We start from the raw sequence: 17,191 nt of genomic DNA on the forward strand, positions 1-17,191 counted from the left end.
GCAGCAGCATCAGACCATCACGATCAAGCGAGCTCTCCGTTATGAGGAATTTCCACTTCGCCGGCCGTTCCACGGTCCACGCCCAGAACGCGATGGTTGCAACGTCGCATCCGCAGGCGGCACTGGTGGCCATCGAGGTGATGCGCGCGGGCGGCACGGCCGCCGACGCCGCGGTTGCGGCCTGCGCGCTGCTCGGCGTCATCGAGCCGCAATCGACCGGCATCGGCGGCGACTGCTTTGCGCTGATCCAGCCGAAGGGCGAGGGCAAGATCACGGCCTATAACGGCAGCGGCCGGGCGCCGATGGCGGCCACCGCCGAGTGGTACCTCGAACGCAAGATCCATTCGGTGCCGCTGACCTCGGCGCATGCCGTCAGCATTCCCGGCGCGATCGACGCCTGGGATGTGATCCTCAGGGATCACGGCAAGTTCGGCTTCGACCGGCTGTTGCAGCCCGCGATCAAGGCCGCGGAAGAGGGCTATGTCGTCGCTCCGCGCATTGCCTTCGACTGGAAGAACGGTTTTGAGAAGCTGAAGAACGGCACCAACACCGAGCGCTATCTGCTGCCGCACGGCAAGCCCGCGGTCGCCGGCGACGTGATCTGCCAGCCCGAGCTCGGCAAGACGCTGCGCGCCATCGCGCAAAAGGGCCGCGACGCCTTCTATAGCGGCGAGATCGCCGCCGACATGGTCGACACGCTGCGCGGCATCGGCGGTCTGCACACGCTGGAAGACTTTGCGGCGCATTCGACCGAGGCGACCGCGCCGATCGGCACGATGTACAAGGGCTACGACGTCTGGCAGTGCCCGCCGAACGGCCCCGGCATCACCATGCTGGTCATGCTCAACATCCTGTCGCGCTTCGACCTGACCAGGTTCAAGCCGCTCAGCATCGAGCGCTTCCACCTCGAGGCCGAGGCGGCGCGCATCGCCTACATGATGCGCGAGCAGTATATCGGCGATCCCCAGCACGCGCATGTCGATGTTGCCGGTATCCTCTCCAAGGAGTTCGCCGACGAGCACATCAGGAACATCCGGATGGACGCCCTGCTCGAACTGCCGAACGTGGCGCCGCCGATGAATCCCTCGACCGTCTACATCACGGTGGTCGACAAGGACCGCAACGTCTGCTCCTTCATCAACTCGATCGCGCATTCGTTCGGCTCGGCGATCGTCTCCAACAAGACCGGCGTCCTGCTGCAGAACCGCGCCGGCGGCTTCCGCATCCAGCCCGGCCATCCGAACTGCATCGCGCCGGGCAAGCGTCCGCTGCACACCATCATCCCGGCGCTGGCCACAAAAAACGGCCGCGCGGTGATGCCGTATGGCGTCATGGGCGGGCAGTATCAGCCGGTCGGCCAGACCCGCGTGCTGACCAACATGCTCGACTATGGCTGCGACATCCAGGAGGCGATCGACATGCCGCGCGGCCTGCATTACGAGGGCGTCTACCAGCTCGAGGACAGCGTGCCGGCGGAGACCGTCGAAGGCCTGAAGAAGATCGGCCACAAGACCACCAGCGTGGTCGCGCCGCTCGGCGGCGGCCAGGGCATCTGGATCGATTGGGAGAAGGGCACGCTGACCGGCGGCTCCGATCCGCGCAAGGACGGCTGCGCGCTCGGCTACTGATTGTCGCAGGCAGCAGCGCCGGATATGCGTTGAGGAACAAGCTGTTCTCGCAGGGATTGGTGCTGGAAGCCCTTTCCCGCGAGGCCCGTCATCAGCTCCCTCGATTCAGATAATACTGACCAGGCCGATTTGCGCGGCGGCGTCTCGCCGTGGTTTGTCGCCGCAACGCCACCGCCGCGTCCGACGCTATCGGAAAATCTCGGCTGCGATGCGCTTGTCGTCGGCGCCGGGATCACCGGCTCGCTGGTCGCCGAGCGTCTGACCCGTCAGGGGCTGAATGTCGTCATTGTTGATCGAGAGCGTCCGGGCCGGGGCAGCACTGTAGCCAGCACGGCGATGTTGTTGTGGGAGATCGACCGCCCGCTTGTCGAGCTGACCGCGCGATGTATGGCTTCGATCGGGCTGCGCGCGCCTATCGCGCTAGCCTCGATGCCGTGACCGGTCTGATCTCGCTGGTTCGTGACCACAAGCTGCCCGGAGAGATCAGAAAGAAGCGCTCGCTCTATCTGGCGGCCGGCAGCTCTGCAGCCGAATTGCTTGATGAGCATCGGCTCCGCCGCCGCGCCGGCCTGCCCGGCGAGTTCCTCGATCATGGACAACTGCTCGAGAGCTACCGGATAGCGCGCGCCGGCGCGATCGTCTCGCCCGGCGCGGCGGATGTGGATCCGCTTCAACTTGCCCGCGGGCTGCTCTACCTCGCACTCGCGCGCGGTGCGCGGCAGTTCGATGCGGAGGCCATAGCCTTCGATCCGGCGGGCGAAACGGTGACCGTGGGATTCGAGAATGGTCGCGAAATTGCCGCGAAGGCCGTCGTGCTGGCGACCGGCTATGTGATGCCGGACATCGTTCGGTCTACGATCCAGACCGTGTCCTCGAGCTGGGCGATTGCGACCACACCGCAGCCGCAGAACATCTGGAAGGACGGCGCGCTGATCTGGGAGAACGCCAAGGATTATCTTTACGCCCGGACGACGCCGGCGGGCCGCATCATCATCGGTGGCGAGGATAGCGATGAGGTCATCGCGGCTGATGCCCGCGACCGCTTGATCCCGGAGAAGGCGCTGCGGCTCGTGCAACGTCTCGCCGCGCTCTGGCCGTTCGCCGCAACGGAGATCGAATACCGCTGGGCCGGGACGTTCGACAACACGAGCGATGGCCTGCCGCTGATCGGTCCTGTGCCCGGCGCGAAGCGCGTCTATGCGGCGTATGGCTATGGTGGCAACGGCATCACCTTTTCCTATCTGGCGGCGCAACTGATCGGCGATCTCATCGCAGGCGGCAGCTCGCCGTTGCTCGATGATTTCGCGCTGGACCGCGATGGCGGCATGGCCGGTCACTGAAAAACGGCTAGGGAATTGCCGCGCGCTGGGCTAGAGACGGCGGTCGTTCATGAGAGGTGCAAGATGCGATCTTCACGACGCACGATCATCACGACTGCATTCGCCGGCCTGGCGGCGGCAGTCTCCACGTCCGTTGCCGGCAGGACGGCAATGGCCCAAACCGCAGGAAAGCCCATGACCACAGCTTCAGGCCTCCAGATCATCGACAGCAAGGTCGGCACCGGCGCCTCGCCGAAGACCGGCCAGACCTGCGTCATGCACTATACCGGCTGGCTCTACGAGAACGGCCAGAAAGGCAAAAAGTTCGACTCCTCCGTCGACCGCAACGAGCCGTTCGAGTTTCCGATCGGCCAGGGTCACGTGATCAAGGGGTGGGACGAGGGTGTCGCCACCATGAAGGTCGGCGGCAAGCGCACGCTGATCATCCCGCCGAACCTCGGCTACGGCGCGCGCGGCGCCGGCGGCGTGATCCCGCCGAATGCCACGCTGATGTTCGACGTCGAACTGCTTGGCGTAAAATGACCTGATGGCCGTCAAGTGACCGGCCCATGACAAAAGGGGCGCAGCGATGAAGATTTCGATCCTCGACGATTATTTCGACACGCTGCGCACCCTCGATTGCTTCCGCAAGCTCGACGGCTACGACGTCACGATCTGGAACGACCATGTCCAGGACGTCGACGCGCTCGCCGAACGGCTGCGCGACACCGATGCGCTGGTGCTGATCCGCGAACGCACCCAGATCCGCACCCCGTTGCTGGAGCGGCTGCCGAAGTTGAAGCTGATCAGCCAGCGCAGTGTCTACCCGCACATCGACATCGACACTTGCACGCGGCTCGGCATCATCGTGTCGTCGGGCCAGCATGCCGATACACCGTCTTATGCCACCGCCGAATTCACCTGGGGCCTGATCCTCGCCGCGATGCGCGCGATCCCGCAGCAGATGGCGGCGCTGAAGGCCGGCAAATGGCAGATCGGCGTCGGCCATACGTTGCGCGGCAAGACGCTCGGCATCTACGGCTATGGGCGCATCGGCGCCGTGGTCGCGGGCTACGGCAAAGCGTTCGGCATGAACGTGCTGGTCTGGGCGCGCGAGACGGCGCTGGCGAAGGCGCGCGCCGACGGCTACGAGACCGCCGCCAGCAAGGCCGATTTCTTTGCCCGCTGCGACGTGCTGTCGCTGCATATGCGGCTGGTCGACGCGACGCGCGGCATCGTCAAGGCGGACGATCTCGCGCGGATGAAAGACACCGCGCTGATCGTCAACACCAGCCGCGCGCCGCTGATCGAGCCCGGCGCACTGGTCAACGCGCTGCGCGCCGGCCGGCCCGGCATGGCCGCGGTCGACGTCTACGAGAAGGAGCCGCTGCGCGACACGTCGGACCCGCTGCTCAACATGGACAATGTGGTCTGCACGCCGCATCTCGGCTACGTCTCGCGCGACGAGTACGAGATCCAGTTCACCGACATCTTCGACCAGATCGTAGCCTATGCCGCGGGCGCGCCGACCAATGTCGTCAATCCGGATGTGTTGACACATCCGGATGTGCTGGCACATCCCCGCCCGCGCGGCTGATTGATAGGGGCATGAAAAGGACCGGCCGAACGGACCGGTCCTTCTCAAAAGCTGATCGCCTGCAGATTAGAGCTTCTTGTTCGCTGCGGCCGCGGCCCTGTTCACGGCATCCTTTGTGATCTCCTTGGCGTCGCCGAGTGCCTTCTGGCCCTTGCCCTTGGCTTCCTGGATCGCGCCTTCGCCCTGCATCTCCTCAGATCCAGTGGCTTCGCCGATCTTCTGCTTGGCCTTGCCCATCGCCTCGTTGGCGGTGCCCTTGATCTTGTCGGTCGTGCTGCCCATCAGTCTCTCCCTTCAAATCCATTGAAACTTCGCGGCGGCAACGCGCGGTAGCGCGGGAACGTTCCTATTTTCCGCTCGCCTGCGCGGCTGCTTTTCGGTAGCGTTCAGCGCACGAAAACTTGACCAACGAAAGCAAGAACGATGAGCGGTTCCCACGATCACACCCATTCTCACGACCACGATCATCACCATCACGACGACGAGCGCTGGAAGCACGACGGCGTCCGGGTGATTCCGGGTAACCAGCTCGATCCGAACGTGCCGTCGACTGCCGGCATGGACCGCAAGGCCGCGATCAATTTCGCCCGGGTCGGCGCGCAGAAATTGTGGGCAGGCACCGTCAGCATCAAGCCGGACGCCAAGACCGGCGCGCATCATCACGGCCATCTCGAAAGCATCATCTATGTCGTGAAGGGCAAGGCGCGGATGCGCTGGGGCGAGAAGCTGCAGTTCACCGCCGAAGCCGGTCCCGGCGATTTCATCTTCGTGCCGCCCTACGTGCCGCACCAGGAGATCAACGCCAGTCCCGACGAGGTGCTGGAATGCGTGCTGGTGCGTTCCGACGGCGAGGCGGTCGCGATCAATCTCGACATCGAGCCGGTCGAGAAGCCGGAGAACGTGCTCTGGGTCGATCCGGTGCACCGGCATCCCGACGAGAAGAAGTAACGGGCCCCGTCATTCCCGGGGCTCGCGAAGCGAGAGCCCGGAATCCATCGGGCCGCAGCGTTGGTGCATGAACGGATTCCGGGCTCGACGCTGCGCGTCGCCCCGGAATGACGACAGAGCAGGGAGGCCAGCATGACGCTCGTTCGCTACGAGAGCGCCGACCACGTCGCGACCATCACGATGACGCGCAGCGATAAGCACAACGCGCTCAACAACGCGTTGTGTACCGAGCTGCGTGACGCCTGGCTGCGGTTTCGGGACAGCGACGATCGTGTGGCGGTGCTGGCTTCGGCGGAGGAAAAGTATTTCTCGGTCGGCGCCGATGTTGGTGATCTCCCCGCCAACATGTGGCACGCCGTGCCTGGCCTCGGCGTCGAGCTGGACAAGCCGGTGATTGCAGCGACATCCGGCTGGGTCGTGGGTGGCGCCTTCGTGCTGGTGCAGATGGCCGATCTGTGTGTGGCGTCGGAGACGACACGCTTCATCTACCCCGAGGGAAAAATCGGCACCACCGCGGGCGGCGTCTCATCGGTGATGGCGCGGATGCCGCACAAGATCGCGATGGAGTTTCTGCTGGTCGGCGACGAGATGTCGGCGGAACGCGCCTTCCAGATCGGTTTCGTCAACAAGGTCGCATCGAAAGGTCAGCACCTCGCGTTGGCACAGCAGATGGCTGCGAAGATCGCCGGTAATGCCCCGCTGGTGGTCCGCGCGTTGAAGAAGCTGGCTCGCGAGGCGATGCCGAAGGGACCGCTGGAAACCGTCGCGGATGCGCGGCGGTTGCTCGATGAGGTCAGGGACAGCGAGGATCTCAAGGAGGGCGTGAAGGCCTTCGCTGAGAAGCGGAAGCCGAGGTTTACGGGGAAGTGACGCAGTCATTCCGGGGCTCGCGAAGCGAGAACCCGGAATCTCGAGGTTCCGGGTTCGACGCTCGCGCGTCGCCCCGGAACGACGGGCTCAAGCAAACACCCGGTGATCGATCGGCCCGTTCGGCACCACATAACCGTAGCGCGTATTCGACGGCTCTACGCCGGCCTTCTCATACTGCGCCTTCATCGTCGCGAAGCGGTCGCCCTTGATGTCGAGCATCGCGCGCTTCGGCTGGATGTTGTAGAGTCGGGCGTTGTTGTCGCCGAAGATCGCCGTCTTCACCGGTCCGTCGGCGGGCCCGAGCGGCGCGTAGCCGAACTTCTTCTGCATCACTTCGGGGATCTCGAGCCGCCTCAGGCCCTCGATCTGCCATTGCGGCGCGCCGGTCCACAGCGCGTCGGTGCCCCAGCAGACGTGGTCGACGCCGAGGCCCTTGATCAGGGTGCCCATCAGCGCGGCGCAGACATTGGGCTCGGCGACCAGCGTGGTCGCGAACAATTGCCCGACATCGCCGTAGACATTGTTGACGCCGTACTGTGCCGGGATGTCGGCGAGGTCGGAGGTCCAGGCGATGCGGCCGGTGCGCTCGAATTCGGCCAGCGCCACCTTGGGATCGCCTCCGACATGGCGGTAGGCCGAGTGGTAGATCACGAAGTTGAGTTGCGGCCAGTCCTTGGCCGCCTGGCCGACATCGGCAACGTCGGCGAAGCCGCGCAGGTTCGGATACTGCTTCTCGATCCCGGGCGGGAACAGTCCCTTGTGCACGCAGACATTCTTGATGCCCGCCTTCACCATCTTCTCATAGCCCTTGTAGGCGACCTTCTCGTCGTCCAGCCGCCACGGATAGCGGCTGATCTCCTTGTGGGTGTTGTCGCCGATCGTGTAGCCCTTGCAGGATTCCGGCTTTAGCGCCAGCGCGGCATCGAGCTTGTCGAGCCAGCCGGGCTGCCCGGGCGTGAAGATCGCGTGGCAGAATACGCGGCGCGAGCCGGCCTCGTCGTTCATCTTCTTGCGCGCATCGGCCATCTGCTCGTTGGTCAGGAACCAGTCCTGCTCGATGTCCGACGGCGCCGAGGAGATCAACGCGATCTTGGTGTCGGAATCAAGAAACATCTCCTTCTTGTAGTTGTTGAACTTCAGATCCTCGATGGTCTGCTCGTGATCGTTGAGCTCCTTGTTCCAGCCGGCCTTGCCGACCGCCTTGCGCATTTCCACAAAGCCCATGATGCGAGTGTCGTCGCGCAGGAAATGCGTGTGCATGTCCATGATGAACTGGTCTTTCAGTCCGTTGGCGCGCTCTTGCGCCATCGCCGGCGTTGCGGCCTCGGCCGGCGTCACGTCGAACAGCGCGCCATAGACCTGGTTCATCGCGACAAAGGAAGCGGCCATGCCGGCCGCGGTCTGAAAGAATTTTCGGCGATCGAGACCCTGCTTGCCGCCGAGGTCGTCGGCCATCGCCAGCAGACGTGCCTCAACCTCGCGCTGCCGTTCGTTCTGCGGGTCGGGATAGAACTCGTCGCTGGAGACGATCTGGGTCGGGATCGGCGTTTGGTACTGGCACAGTTCGGAGGGCATCAAGGCGGCAAGTTCTTCGTCGGTGAGATTGCTGCTCATTCTTCGCTCCCGCATCTCGCCGGATTTTTCGGTCGGACCGCGGCGGAGACTAGGACCAAGTCCGTCCGTCGTCCGCGCCGATTGCCGGAAACGGCGTTCACAAAATCGTGCGCTGTATTCTCTGTCATTGCGAGGAGCGTATGCGACGAAGCAATCCATACTCTTGCTGCAAGTGGCGCCATGGATTGCTTCGCTTGCGCTCGCAATGACGGTTGTGGATGCTAACGTCTTGCAAAACCCGAGGGGCCGAACGAAGCCCCATCGTTCAGAGGGAGGCAAACCATGATGCCAGCAGACCATTCGCGGCGCACCATCATCACAGGCATCGGCGTCGCGACGGCAGCCGGCGTGCTCGGCGCGGCGGCGGCGCAGGCCGCGACCGCAGTTCCTGCCGAGGGCGAAATATGGAGCAACGAATACTGGGCGAAGAAGGGTGACATCCCGCTGTGGATGTTCCGCAAGCGGATCGGCGCGCCGAAACCGGGCGAGCCGGCGCGGCCCGTGGTGTTCTTCGTCCACGGCTCGTCGGTGACGTCGAGGGCGTTTGACCTCACAGTGCCTGGCAAGGGCGAGTATTCGCTGCTCAACGTCTTTGCGCGCTACGGCTTCGATTGCTGGACCATGGATCACGAGAACTACGGCAAGTCGGGCCGCACCTCGGGCAATGCGGATATTGCGAGCGGCGTCGAGGATCTGAAGGCGGCGGTCGAGGTGATCGCGCGCGAGACCGGCGAGCGGCGATATCACTTCATCGGCGAATCCTCCGGCGCACTGCGGGCAGGCGCGTTCGCGATGGCCGCGCCCGAGCGCATCGATCGCTTGGTGTTCGCCGCCTTCACCTACAAGGGCGAGGGCTCGCCGACACTGGCGAAGCGCGCCGAGCACGTTGCCTATTACCGCAGCCACAACATGCGCAAGCGCGACCGTGACATGATCCGCTCGATCGCGACCCGCGACAGGCCCGGCACGTCGGACCCCGCCGTGATGGAAGCGCTGGCCGATGTCGAGATGCAGTTCGGCGACCAGATCCCGACCGGCACCTATCTCGACATGACCGCCAATCTGCCGGTGGTGCATCCGGAGAAGGTGCTGGCGCCGGTACTGCTGGTTCGCGGCGAGTATGACGGGATCGCGGCGGTGCCCGATCTCGAGGAGTTCTTCAACAAGCTGCCGAATGGCGACCGGCAGTTCGTCATCCTGCCCGGCACCGCCCATTCGGTTGCACTGGCCACCAATCGCGAACTGTTCTGGCATGTGACGCGGGCATTCCTGACCATGCCGACGCCGATCGTGACCTAGGCGGCCTGCGTCAGGACGCCGCAAGAAAAATTTGCGCGGCGATGTCGGGATTCGGCTATCCGGTTCGTCCTCGGGGCACAACCCCGCCAACAGGAGTTCTCTCGTGGCTAATCCTAAAATGATCTTCGTCAACCTGCCGGTCAGCAATCTCGCCCGTGCTACCGCCTTCTATGAGGCGATCGGCGCGACGAAAAATCCGCAATTCTCCGACGACACCGCCTCCGGCATGGTGATCTCCGAGACCATCCACGTCATGTTGCTGACGCACGACAAGTTTCGGCAGTTCACGCCGAAGGCGATCGCCGACGCGAGGACCACGAGCGAGGTGCTGATCTGCCTGTCCGCCGAGAGCCGCGAGGCCGTCGACGGCTATGTGACCAGGGCGAAGAGCGCGGGCGGCACCGCCGATCCGTCGCCGCAGCAGGATTACGGCTTCATGTACGGCCGCAGCTTCGAGGATCTCGATGGGCACATCTGGGAAGTGATGTGGATGGATGTCGAGGCTGCGATGAAGGCGCAATCCGCGCCGGCCACCGCCTGAGCCGCCGCACAATGCGGGCATTCGAAGCCGGCCGTGACCGACAGTCGGCAATCCGCTTGACGGATTGAGACAGCGCTTCAGGCTGCGGAAATGCCGTCCGGCCGGGCTTCGGTCATGGCTTGGACGGCTTTTCTCCCCTGCGGCAGGTCGGCTTGCCGGCAGCCTGGGACCGGAAAGTTCAGTTCGACCGTGGTGCCGCCGCCTGGTGTCTCGCAAAGGGAAACGGTGCCGCCGTGGGTGGTCATCACCTGGGAGACAATCGCAAGCCCCAGTCCTGTTCCTTCCGCGCGGGTGTTGCCGCGCTTGAAGGGCTCAAGCAGCAGTTCGGGCTGACCGAGTTGGAGCCCCGATCCGTAGTCAATGACGCTGAGCCGCGCCGGTGCTCCGACCTCGATGAGGACGGAGCCACCTGCGCTACCATGAGTCACGGCGTTTCGGATCAGGTTCGAGAGCGCGACGGCGATCGCGGTTTCGGAGCCCCGCACCCAGATCGGGTGACGAGGCTCGGTGAACTCGACATCGCTTCCGTTCTTCAACGCCATCGGCACGTGCTCGGCCGCAACCCTGCGCGCAAGCGCCGCAAGATCCATTTCGATCAGTTCGGCGGGTTCTGCGGAGATGCGCGCCAGCTGGAGCAGCATGGTGACGATCGACGACAGCTTCTGGTTCTCGGCGATCAGCCTCGCACGCAATGGAGCGTCCTCGACCTGCTCGAGTATGGTGCGCGCATTGGTCAAGGGCGTACGCAGCTCGTGTGCCGCATTCGACAGGAAGTTTCGCTGCGATTTCGAAGCGACGTCTATTCGCGATAGCGCGCGATTGAAAGCCGCGACCAGAGGCAAGAGCTCGGCCGGCGCATCTTGTTCCGGCAAGCGTCGGCCATCCGAAACCCCATCGATCATCTCGGCGGCCGCCGCGACGGCCCGGACGGGGCGCGCGATGAGCGTCGGCACGAAGACCATCGCGGTAAACGCCGTCGCCGCCAGGACCAGGATTATGGGGAGTGCGACAATCGTCGCATCGGTGAGCATTCCGGTCGTCAGCTGCGCCGCCGTATAGGCCACGCCACCGGTTTCGATCCACACCTCACCCACGGGCGTATTTCTGACGACCGCCATCTTCCTCAGATTGGTGGTTTCGCCGTCAAACGCGTAGGCGATGAAACTCGTCCCGTCACGCGATGTCTGGGTCTTTTGCGGACGCCACTTCGGGATAGGGCCGTAGCTGACCTCTCCACTCTTGTCGGACACGACATACCAGAATGTCGGGAAATTGCGGGTGATCTCGTCCAGCCTCGAGGTCCGCTTGAGCGCCAGTTGCCCGGTCTCGTTGCGGATGACGGCTTCCTTCAACGCATCGGCGACGTCGGCGGCGGCCCAGGTGCCGTCATCGTCGCCGCCAAATCGGATCAGAAGCGCTGCCGCGCAGAGCAGCATGATGGTCGTCACGGCGCCGATCAGCGTCGCGGACAGCACCGCGATCGAGCGATGGACGCGCTTGAGCCTTTGCCACTTCAACATCATCATTCGCCACTCAAGAGATATCCGAGGCCACGCACCGGCTTGATGACGACCTTGCAGTTGGCCGCGCGGAGCCGCCGGCGCAGCCGCGAAACGTGAGCCTCGATCGCGTTTGATTGAATCTCGTCATCAAAGCTGTAGGCGGCAACTTCAAGGGTCTCGCGCAGGACGACGCGCCCGATGCGCCGGACCATCGCTTCCAGAATCGCCAGTTCACGCCGCGGCACAACAATCGGCGCGTGATCGACGCAGACCTCGCGATTGAGCACGTCGTAGCTCAGATTGCCGATGCGAACGATCGCTCCTCTATCGAGAAAGAGACGTCGCAGCACCGCCTTGGCTCGGGCAATCAGCTCGATCGGCTCGAATGGCTTGGCCACATAGTCGTCCGCCCCGTCGTCGAGGGCGCGCGCAATATCGAGGGGGTCATCGAGCGCCGTCAGCACGATCGTCGCGGGGCTCGGCTTCTGCTGCTTCAGGTCGCGCAGCAAAGCCAAACCGTCGCCATCCGGCAGTCCGCGGTCGATCACGACGAGTTCAAAGCTTCGCACGGCGACTGCGGCGCGACCCTCCTCGAGCGTCGTGACCATGTCGGATGCGCCGAAGGCCGTAGCCAGGGTATCCCGCAGCCATGGCCCAAGCTGGGGGTCATCCTCCACGACCAGAACTCGCACCGCATTCTCCCAAGTGTGACTAAATGTTTCTATCATTACAGGCGGATTACAATAAGATTACGGCCGGCAAGAAAACCGCGGTGTCCACACGAATGCATTGATGTGATTGGCCTTTTCCATGTGACTCTAGAGGCATTCTCGAACGGCAGCGGTGATCGGATCGACGCCTGATGAGGGTCAGTCCGAAAGACTCGATCAGGGGCGCCGCACACATCAGTGCTCCGGAGCCGATCAGCGTCATGACAGCGCACGGGCTTTCGCATGCGCATCCCCTCTCAGCGATTTCCCGGCCAGAGACGTCGATCAACATGACCGGCGAATGACGGCGCGTCGGCGCGCGCAGGAATAAGTCGACAGAGGCGGAGTCACGTCAGGCTGTCGTAATGGTCGCTGTGAAAAGCATGGCGGACAACGCGGCTCGCATCGCGCTTTCCGATCTCCTTCCCCAGGCTTCCGAACGATATGCCGGTCGATTTTGCGTTCTCAGCGATGGCCAAGCGGTCGGATCGCAGCCCGGCGTCTTGGCGCCGTCCGTTCAATCGATGGCTGGAGGGAGTAGAGGCAGGGTGGTCGGTACCACTGCTGCTGGTTTGCTTCGTCGGCATCTGGACGGTGTATCTATCGGTCGCCTATCACGGCGCCGGCCTGCATCCGGACGTGCTGGAGACCTGGACGTATGGCCGGCATTTCGCATGGGGTTATCCCAAGCATCCGCCGCTGATGGGGTGGACGACCGGGGCGTGGACCTCGGTCTTTCCGCTCACCGACTGGTCGCTGCAACTGATGGCGATGACGAATGCGGCGTTGGCCTTGTGGTTCGTCGATCTGATCGCAAGAAGGTTCGTGACCGGGCACAAGCGCCTGGTCGTGCTGCTCCTGCTGATGCTGACCCCGGCATACCAGTTTCACGCACAGCGCTTCAACGCCAACGCGGTGTTGCTCGCGGTCTGGCCGCTTGCGACCTACTGCTTCCTGCGCGCCTTTGAAACCAGGACGCCGCTCTGGGCAATTGCTGCGGGTGCCACGGCATCGCTTGCAATGCTGGGCAAGTACTATTCGATTTTTCTGATCGCGAGCTTCGCGTTGGCGGCAATTCTCCATCCCTTGCGACGAGCCTATTTCACGTCCAGTTCGCCCTGGATCTCCACTGCCGTCGGGCTGATCGCGCTATCTCCGCATCTGCACTGGTTGGCCACGACAGGCGCGGAGCCTGTCCACTATGCCGCGACGCATGTGGGGACCGGTTTCCCTTCGTCGCTGCGGGATGCCGTCAATTTCCTGTTGGGCCTTGCCGCGGCAACAAGTGTGTCCGCCGTGACGTGGGCGATGATAACAGGGTATCGAATCAAGCGCCTTCCTCGGGATTTTGCGGCGGCGGATCCCACCCTGAAGCTGCTCGGCCACGTCGCGATCGGCACGATCGCTCTTCCTTTCATCACGTCCATATTGCTCGGCACCGACTTGCCGTCGCTATGGGCGCTTCAAGGATTGTTCTTGTTCGCCGTGCCCCTCGTGTGCAGCACGCGTTACCCGATCGAGCGGTTCTATACGGTCAATGCAGCGCTGCTGGTTGCCGGAATAGCGATCGTCGCTGCCGTGCTGGCAGCCCCGGCCCATGCGATCTACCGCAATAGCTACGGCTATGAGGAAGGGCGAAACGTCTATCACCAGGCGGCAGACAAACTCACTCGGCTGTGGCACGAGCAGATGGGCACGCCGCTGTCGATCGTCGGCGGCAACGACAGCCTCGGGGTCGCGGTGGCCTTCTACAGCTCCGATCACCCGCATTATGGCGATCCTTACGCCTACCAATATTCATTGGCATTGCCTCGCGAGGTGACGCCGGAGCGCGGCTGGGCGGCGCTCTGTTTCGATGACCAGGACGATTGTCTTGAATGGACCGCGCGAATGGCGATTCACGCCGGACGCTATGTCAAACGCGAGTTTTCCGTTCAATCGAGCCTGTTCGGAATTCCAGGCGTCAAGCGAAACCTCGTTGCATTCCTGGTGGCGCCGCGTCGTGAGCCGGACGATGCACCGCCAAGCCTTGTCAACGATGCCGGTCAGGGCGGAGGACATGTCTCTCCGCAAATAGATCCGCCGCGCCGCGCGGAGTCGGATGTCGCGCTGCCGGAAAATCAGCCGCCAGGAAATGCGCCGCAGACGAACGATCCAGGAGCCAACATGCTGGTGCATCATGGAGCAGCAAAGCTCTTCGTCTTGATGCGCTGATCAAGCTCATCCCCGGAATGCCGGCCGTGACGATCGCGCGCGTAATCTTGCGGTAATCGGCCCCCGCTTTATCGTCGGCGGGGTCAAGGGCGTCATATCACGAAGGATAGCGGTCCATGCTTATCAGGTTGATTTGCATCAGCCTCGGCGTTTGCGCCATCATCGGCGCCACCGCGGTCGCGCAGACATCTCCATCAACGACCGGTTCAACTCACCCGGCCCCCGCAACACGAGCGTCGATCAGTCGTGCCGACAAGATCAACCTCAATACCGCTCCTGTCAGCGAGCTGGTGAAGCTTCCGCACCTCAGCGTGCGCGGCGTCACTGCGATCACGGAGGCGAGAGCAAAGTCAAAGTTCAGGGACTGGAATGATTTCGTGGCCCGGCGGGTTGTGCCGCGATTCGTCAGGAGCGAGCTCAAGGAGCTCGTGACGTTCTAGAGGGCTCTGTCGATCGCTGCCGAGGGGCGGGCGCGGTTGTTGAACGCGAACAAGGATATGTTTCAATGAAACGAGTAGCTGTTTTTGCGACCATGGCGGTGATCGCTGTGGGATGTCTTGCGTCGACCGAGGCCACGGCAGGTGGCCGGCGGGGAGATGCGGTCGCCGCCGGCATCGTCGGCGGCCTGGCCGTCGGCGCGCTGTTGGGCTCCACCATGGCTGTGGGTGCGGCTCCGGCCTATGTCTATGAGAGGGACTATTATTCGCCGCCCCCCGTCGTCCACTACCATCGTCACGTGTACGAATACGGCGACGAATATCCGGGCGGATATGATTACGGTTATCGATCCGGGTACCGGGAAGGCTACTCGGACGGCTATTGGGACAACGATTGAATGGAGATCAGCGTCGTCGCTGATCCGGTCGCTCGACGGTGCGGGTCCGGGCGAGCGGCCCCGTCCTAGTAACTGATCCGCAGCCCCACGCCGCCGTGAACCGTGTTGCCGACCGGCTGAGGCCCGGCGGTGCCGTTGAGGAAGATATCGGCGATCCAGCCCTTGGTGATGCGGAAGCCGACGCGGCCGCCATATTCGAACCAGCCCTGGTTGCCGATCGTCGGCACGATGGTGCCATCGCCGGTGACGGTGGCGACGATGCCGGAATGGGTGGCGAAGGATTGCACCCAGCCGCCATTGATGTTGGTTTCGATGTTCGATCCGAACAGATGCGTCCACTGGCCGCCGATCTTGACGAGGCTGGTGCGATCGGTGCCGTCGGCGATGGTGGCGTCGAACGGATTGAAGGCCATCGCGGGATCGCTGTAGCCCTTGACCCGCTGCCACAGCTGCCAGACTTCGACCGAAGCCGCGACCTCGTCGCGTGCCGACAGCCGGTTGATCCAGCCCGCGCGCCCGTACACGCCGTAATTCTCGCTCGATGTCTGGCCGGTGACCGACACCGGGCCGAGGCTGGTCGCGTAGCTGCGGGTGTAGCGCACCTTCTCCGACGGCGAGAGGATGGTGCCGATGTCGAAGAACGGACGTGACGAGCCCCAGTCGACGAAGTCATAGCGCAGCGCCAAGGCGCCGATCGGCGCGCTGGTGACGTTGTAGCCGCCCTCGCCATACTGCGTGTAGGCGATGCCGGCGAGCAGCGACAAATTCGGCGTAATGGTCTTGCGGCCATGGATGCCGGCCGAGAACGAGCCCGCCGAGCCGAAGGCACTGATGCAGTCGTCGCAATTGACCTGCTCGTTGACGCCGAGCAGCACCGATCCGAGCACGCGGTTGGTGATCATCTGGTTGAAGCGCTGGTCAGCGAGGTTGTTGATCGAACTGCCGCTCGACGGCGCGCCGGTGATCGGTGTCGGCGACGGGCTGGGCGTTGGTGTCGGCGTGGGGACGGGCGTGGGTGTCGGCGTTGGCGATGGTGTGGCAGTCGGTGTCGGTGTCGGCGTGGGGGTCGACGTACAGTTCGGCGATGCTGAAAACGAATCCGGATTCGAAGTGCAGTTCGGCGTCGGAGACTGCGCCTGAGCCGGCGCAGCCCACGCCTGCAGCATCGCGAGCGACAGCGCCATTGTCAGCGCCGCCGACAGGATCAAATGATGGATGCGCCGTAGCATGCTCACCGTCCGCACAGCATGCCGGTCGGGTCGTCGACCGGCGGCGTCACCGGCGAGGCATCCGCGAACTGGGTGACGGTGCAGAGGCCCGCGGCCTGGGTGCAGGTCGCGGCGAAGGTCCATGGCGGATTGTTGGTCTTCTGGATCGTGGTGCGGCCGCCGCTCGAGGTGATGATCGCGGTGTCGCCGGGTTGGGTCAGATCGAAGCATTGCCGGTTCGACGTACACACCGTCGATGCGCCTTCCTGCAACACCACGGTGGTCTTGCCGCGCTGCGACAGGATGTCGAGCACCGTGCCGCGAACGCCGATGGTCGCAAGCGGCGTCGTGATCGTGTAGGCGGCCTTGTTCGAGTGGCCGGTGACGAAGCGGAACGCTCCCGAAGTCAGGCGGATCGCAACATCGCGATAGTGATGCTCGTCGTCGAACACGGTGCGATCGAGCTTGAGCGAGGCGTTCGGTCCGAGCGACAGGTTGGTGCTGTCGGCCATCACCAGCCGCGCGGCACTCTCGAGGCCGGTGCGCACCGTCTCGTCGCGCAGCAGCGCGTCGCCGACATTGATCGGGCTGGTCGCGGCCGCAACGCGGACGACCTCGTTCTTCACCATGGCCGCTTCGCCGACGCGCGTTTGCGCCTGAACGGGATGAGCCGTCAATGCGACCGCAAGACCGAGTGCAAGTACGGAGAAAAAGCTGTGGCGCGAATTCATTGCAATACCGATCGACCTAACCCTCTCATCGTACCGGATCGCGGACGCAGCTGATATTGTATAATTGTCACAAGCCGTGTTGAGTTGCGCCGGATGGTGAGGGTCGATGGATTCGAAAATGCTCGCGGCTGCGGACATCAACGTGAGATTTGATCACACTCGTCACATACATCAC

Annotated in this window: 18 protein-coding genes; 12 read left to right on the forward strand and 6 right to left on the reverse strand. The window is 63.7% G+C overall.

Translation table 11 applies throughout. From position 1 onward, the window contains the following. Nucleotides 1–41: 41 nt before the first annotated feature. From ggt to ACVIGA_RS31050, 5 genes are all read left to right on the forward strand, one after another. Nucleotides 42–1,628, forward strand: a complete 1,587-nt coding sequence (ggt, locus tag ACVIGA_RS31030; RefSeq protein WP_456668996.1) for a gamma-glutamyltransferase — start codon at nucleotides 42–44, stop codon at nucleotides 1,626–1,628. A 129-nt stretch (nucleotides 1,629–1,757) separates the two neighbouring features. Then, the gene (locus ACVIGA_RS31035; protein ID WP_456668997.1) at nucleotides 1,758–2,066 is read left to right on the forward strand and encodes an FAD-dependent oxidoreductase; all 309 of its coding nucleotides are present in this window, start codon (nucleotides 1,758–1,760) and stop codon (nucleotides 2,064–2,066) included. Next, a complete protein-coding gene (locus ACVIGA_RS31040; protein ID WP_456668998.1) occupies nucleotides 2,012–2,968 on the forward strand; it encodes an NAD(P)/FAD-dependent oxidoreductase in 957 nt (318 codons plus the stop codon). Before ACVIGA_RS31035 ends, ACVIGA_RS31040 begins: the two co-directional genes overlap by 55 nt. Before the next feature lie 63 nt (nucleotides 2,969–3,031). Then, on the forward strand, nucleotides 3,032–3,490 hold the full coding sequence (locus tag ACVIGA_RS31045; protein WP_173641166.1) for an FKBP-type peptidyl-prolyl cis-trans isomerase: 459 nt from the start codon (nucleotides 3,032–3,034) through the stop codon (nucleotides 3,488–3,490). Between the two features lie 46 nt (nucleotides 3,491–3,536). Beyond that, nucleotides 3,537–4,544 (forward strand): D-2-hydroxyacid dehydrogenase family protein, encoded by a 1,008-nt coding sequence (locus tag ACVIGA_RS31050; RefSeq protein WP_456668999.1) that lies wholly within the window; start codon nucleotides 3,537–3,539, stop codon nucleotides 4,542–4,544. 66 nt (nucleotides 4,545–4,610) lie between these two features. Here the strand turns inward: ACVIGA_RS31050 and ACVIGA_RS31055 are convergent, their stop codons facing one another. Then, entirely contained in the window at nucleotides 4,611–4,826 is a 216-nt protein-coding gene (locus tag ACVIGA_RS31055) for a CsbD family protein (protein ID WP_456669000.1), read from the reverse strand. 141 nt (nucleotides 4,827–4,967) lie between these two features. Here ACVIGA_RS31055 and ACVIGA_RS31060 point away from each other — a divergent pair, with 141 nt between their 5' ends. Both ACVIGA_RS31060 and ACVIGA_RS31065 read left to right on the forward strand, forming a co-directional pair. Further along, nucleotides 4,968–5,492: a cupin domain-containing protein gene (locus ACVIGA_RS31060; RefSeq protein ID WP_076866333.1), complete on the forward strand. Its 525-nt coding sequence runs from the start codon at nucleotides 4,968–4,970 to the stop codon at nucleotides 5,490–5,492. 132 nt (nucleotides 5,493–5,624) lie between these two features. After that, on the forward strand, nucleotides 5,625–6,362 hold the full coding sequence (locus ACVIGA_RS31065; protein ID WP_456669001.1) for an enoyl-CoA hydratase/isomerase family protein: 738 nt from the start codon (nucleotides 5,625–5,627) through the stop codon (nucleotides 6,360–6,362). Nucleotides 6,363–6,449: 87 nt separating this feature from the next. Here the strand turns inward: ACVIGA_RS31065 and ACVIGA_RS31070 are convergent, their stop codons facing one another. Next, the gene (locus tag ACVIGA_RS31070; RefSeq protein WP_456669002.1) at nucleotides 6,450–7,976 is read right to left on the reverse strand and encodes an amidohydrolase family protein; all 1,527 of its coding nucleotides are present in this window, start codon (nucleotides 7,974–7,976) and stop codon (nucleotides 6,450–6,452) included. A 282-nt stretch (nucleotides 7,977–8,258) separates the two neighbouring features. Between ACVIGA_RS31070 and ACVIGA_RS31075 the strand changes: the two genes are divergently transcribed. Further along, a complete protein-coding gene (locus ACVIGA_RS31075) occupies nucleotides 8,259–9,275 on the forward strand; it encodes an alpha/beta hydrolase (protein WP_456669003.1) in 1,017 nt (338 codons plus the stop codon). Between the two features lie 118 nt (nucleotides 9,276–9,393). Further along, entirely contained in the window at nucleotides 9,394–9,816 is a 423-nt protein-coding gene (locus ACVIGA_RS31080) for a VOC family protein (RefSeq protein WP_456670925.1), read from the forward strand. A gap of 77 nt (nucleotides 9,817–9,893) precedes the next feature. Here ACVIGA_RS31080 and ACVIGA_RS31085 read toward each other — a convergent pair whose 3' ends face one another. Together ACVIGA_RS31085 and ACVIGA_RS31090 are read right to left on the reverse strand one after the other, a co-directional pair. Then, nucleotides 9,894–11,339: a sensor histidine kinase gene (locus ACVIGA_RS31085; RefSeq protein ID WP_456670926.1), complete on the reverse strand. Its 1,446-nt coding sequence runs from the start codon at nucleotides 11,337–11,339 to the stop codon at nucleotides 9,894–9,896. Continuing rightward, a complete protein-coding gene (locus ACVIGA_RS31090; RefSeq protein ID WP_050401724.1) occupies nucleotides 11,339–12,010 on the reverse strand; it encodes a response regulator in 672 nt (223 codons plus the stop codon). The genes ACVIGA_RS31085 and ACVIGA_RS31090 overlap by 1 nt, the downstream gene beginning before the upstream one ends. 462 nt (nucleotides 12,011–12,472) lie before the next feature. Here ACVIGA_RS31090 and ACVIGA_RS31095 point away from each other — a divergent pair, with 462 nt between their 5' ends. The 3 genes from ACVIGA_RS31095 to ACVIGA_RS31105 all read left to right on the forward strand — a co-directional run bounded on the left by ACVIGA_RS31095 (nucleotide 12,473) and on the right by ACVIGA_RS31105 (nucleotide 15,077). After that, nucleotides 12,473–14,242: a glycosyltransferase family 39 protein gene (locus tag ACVIGA_RS31095; RefSeq protein WP_456669004.1), complete on the forward strand. Its 1,770-nt coding sequence runs from the start codon at nucleotides 12,473–12,475 to the stop codon at nucleotides 14,240–14,242. 116 nt (nucleotides 14,243–14,358) lie between these two features. After that, the gene (locus tag ACVIGA_RS31100) at nucleotides 14,359–14,682 is read left to right on the forward strand and encodes a hypothetical protein (protein WP_456669005.1); all 324 of its coding nucleotides are present in this window, start codon (nucleotides 14,359–14,361) and stop codon (nucleotides 14,680–14,682) included. A gap of 65 nt (nucleotides 14,683–14,747) precedes the next feature. Continuing rightward, nucleotides 14,748–15,077, forward strand: a complete 330-nt coding sequence (locus ACVIGA_RS31105; RefSeq protein ID WP_456669006.1) for a hypothetical protein — start codon at nucleotides 14,748–14,750, stop codon at nucleotides 15,075–15,077. 65 nt (nucleotides 15,078–15,142) lie between these two features. Here ACVIGA_RS31105 and ACVIGA_RS31110 read toward each other — a convergent pair whose 3' ends face one another. Continuing rightward, nucleotides 15,143–16,306 carry a hypothetical protein gene (locus ACVIGA_RS31110; protein ID WP_456669007.1) on the reverse strand — a complete coding sequence of 388 codons (1,164 nt, stop codon included), beginning with the start codon at nucleotides 16,304–16,306 and terminating at the stop codon, nucleotides 15,143–15,145. A gap of 2 nt (nucleotides 16,307–16,308) precedes the next feature. Continuing rightward, the gene (locus ACVIGA_RS31115) at nucleotides 16,309–17,016 is read right to left on the reverse strand and encodes a FecR family protein (RefSeq protein WP_456669008.1); all 708 of its coding nucleotides are present in this window, start codon (nucleotides 17,014–17,016) and stop codon (nucleotides 16,309–16,311) included. Nucleotides 17,017–17,191: the final 175 nt, after the last annotated feature.

It is taken from the genome of Bradyrhizobium sp. USDA 3240 (assembly GCF_054063295.1).

Coding starts and splice junctions, on each gene's coding strand:
- ACVIGA_RS31055 (WP_456669000.1), bottom strand. CDS start 4,826: ATGGGCAGCACGACCGACAAGATCAAGGGCACCGCCAACGAGGCGATG.
- ACVIGA_RS31060 (WP_076866333.1), top strand. CDS start 4,968: ATGAGCGGTTCCCACGATCACACCCATTCTCACGACCACGATCATCAC.
- ACVIGA_RS31075 (WP_456669003.1), top strand. CDS start 8,259: ATGATGCCAGCAGACCATTCGCGGCGCACCATCATCACAGGCATCGGC.
- ACVIGA_RS31100 (WP_456669005.1), top strand. CDS start 14,359: ATGCTTATCAGGTTGATTTGCATCAGCCTCGGCGTTTGCGCCATCATC.
- ACVIGA_RS31040 (WP_456668998.1), top strand. CDS start 2,012: ATGTATGGCTTCGATCGGGCTGCGCGCGCCTATCGCGCTAGCCTCGAT.
- ACVIGA_RS31065 (WP_456669001.1), top strand. CDS start 5,625: ATGACGCTCGTTCGCTACGAGAGCGCCGACCACGTCGCGACCATCACG.
- ACVIGA_RS31105 (WP_456669006.1), top strand. CDS start 14,748: ATGAAACGAGTAGCTGTTTTTGCGACCATGGCGGTGATCGCTGTGGGA.
- ACVIGA_RS31080 (WP_456670925.1), top strand. CDS start 9,394: ATGATCTTCGTCAACCTGCCGGTCAGCAATCTCGCCCGTGCTACCGCC.
- ACVIGA_RS31095 (WP_456669004.1), top strand. CDS start 12,473: ATGCCGGTCGATTTTGCGTTCTCAGCGATGGCCAAGCGGTCGGATCGC.
- ACVIGA_RS31110 (WP_456669007.1), bottom strand. CDS start 16,306: ATGCTACGGCGCATCCATCATTTGATCCTGTCGGCGGCGCTGACAATG.
- ACVIGA_RS31085 (WP_456670926.1), bottom strand. CDS start 11,339: ATGATGTTGAAGTGGCAAAGGCTCAAGCGCGTCCATCGCTCGATCGCG.
- ACVIGA_RS31070 (WP_456669002.1), bottom strand. CDS start 7,976: ATGAGCAGCAATCTCACCGACGAAGAACTTGCCGCCTTGATGCCCTCC.
- ACVIGA_RS31115 (WP_456669008.1), bottom strand. CDS start 17,016: ATGAATTCGCGCCACAGCTTTTTCTCCGTACTTGCACTCGGTCTTGCG.
- ggt (WP_456668996.1), top strand. CDS start 42: ATGAGGAATTTCCACTTCGCCGGCCGTTCCACGGTCCACGCCCAGAAC.
- ACVIGA_RS31050 (WP_456668999.1), top strand. CDS start 3,537: ATGAAGATTTCGATCCTCGACGATTATTTCGACACGCTGCGCACCCTC.
- ACVIGA_RS31045 (WP_173641166.1), top strand. CDS start 3,032: ATGCGATCTTCACGACGCACGATCATCACGACTGCATTCGCCGGCCTG.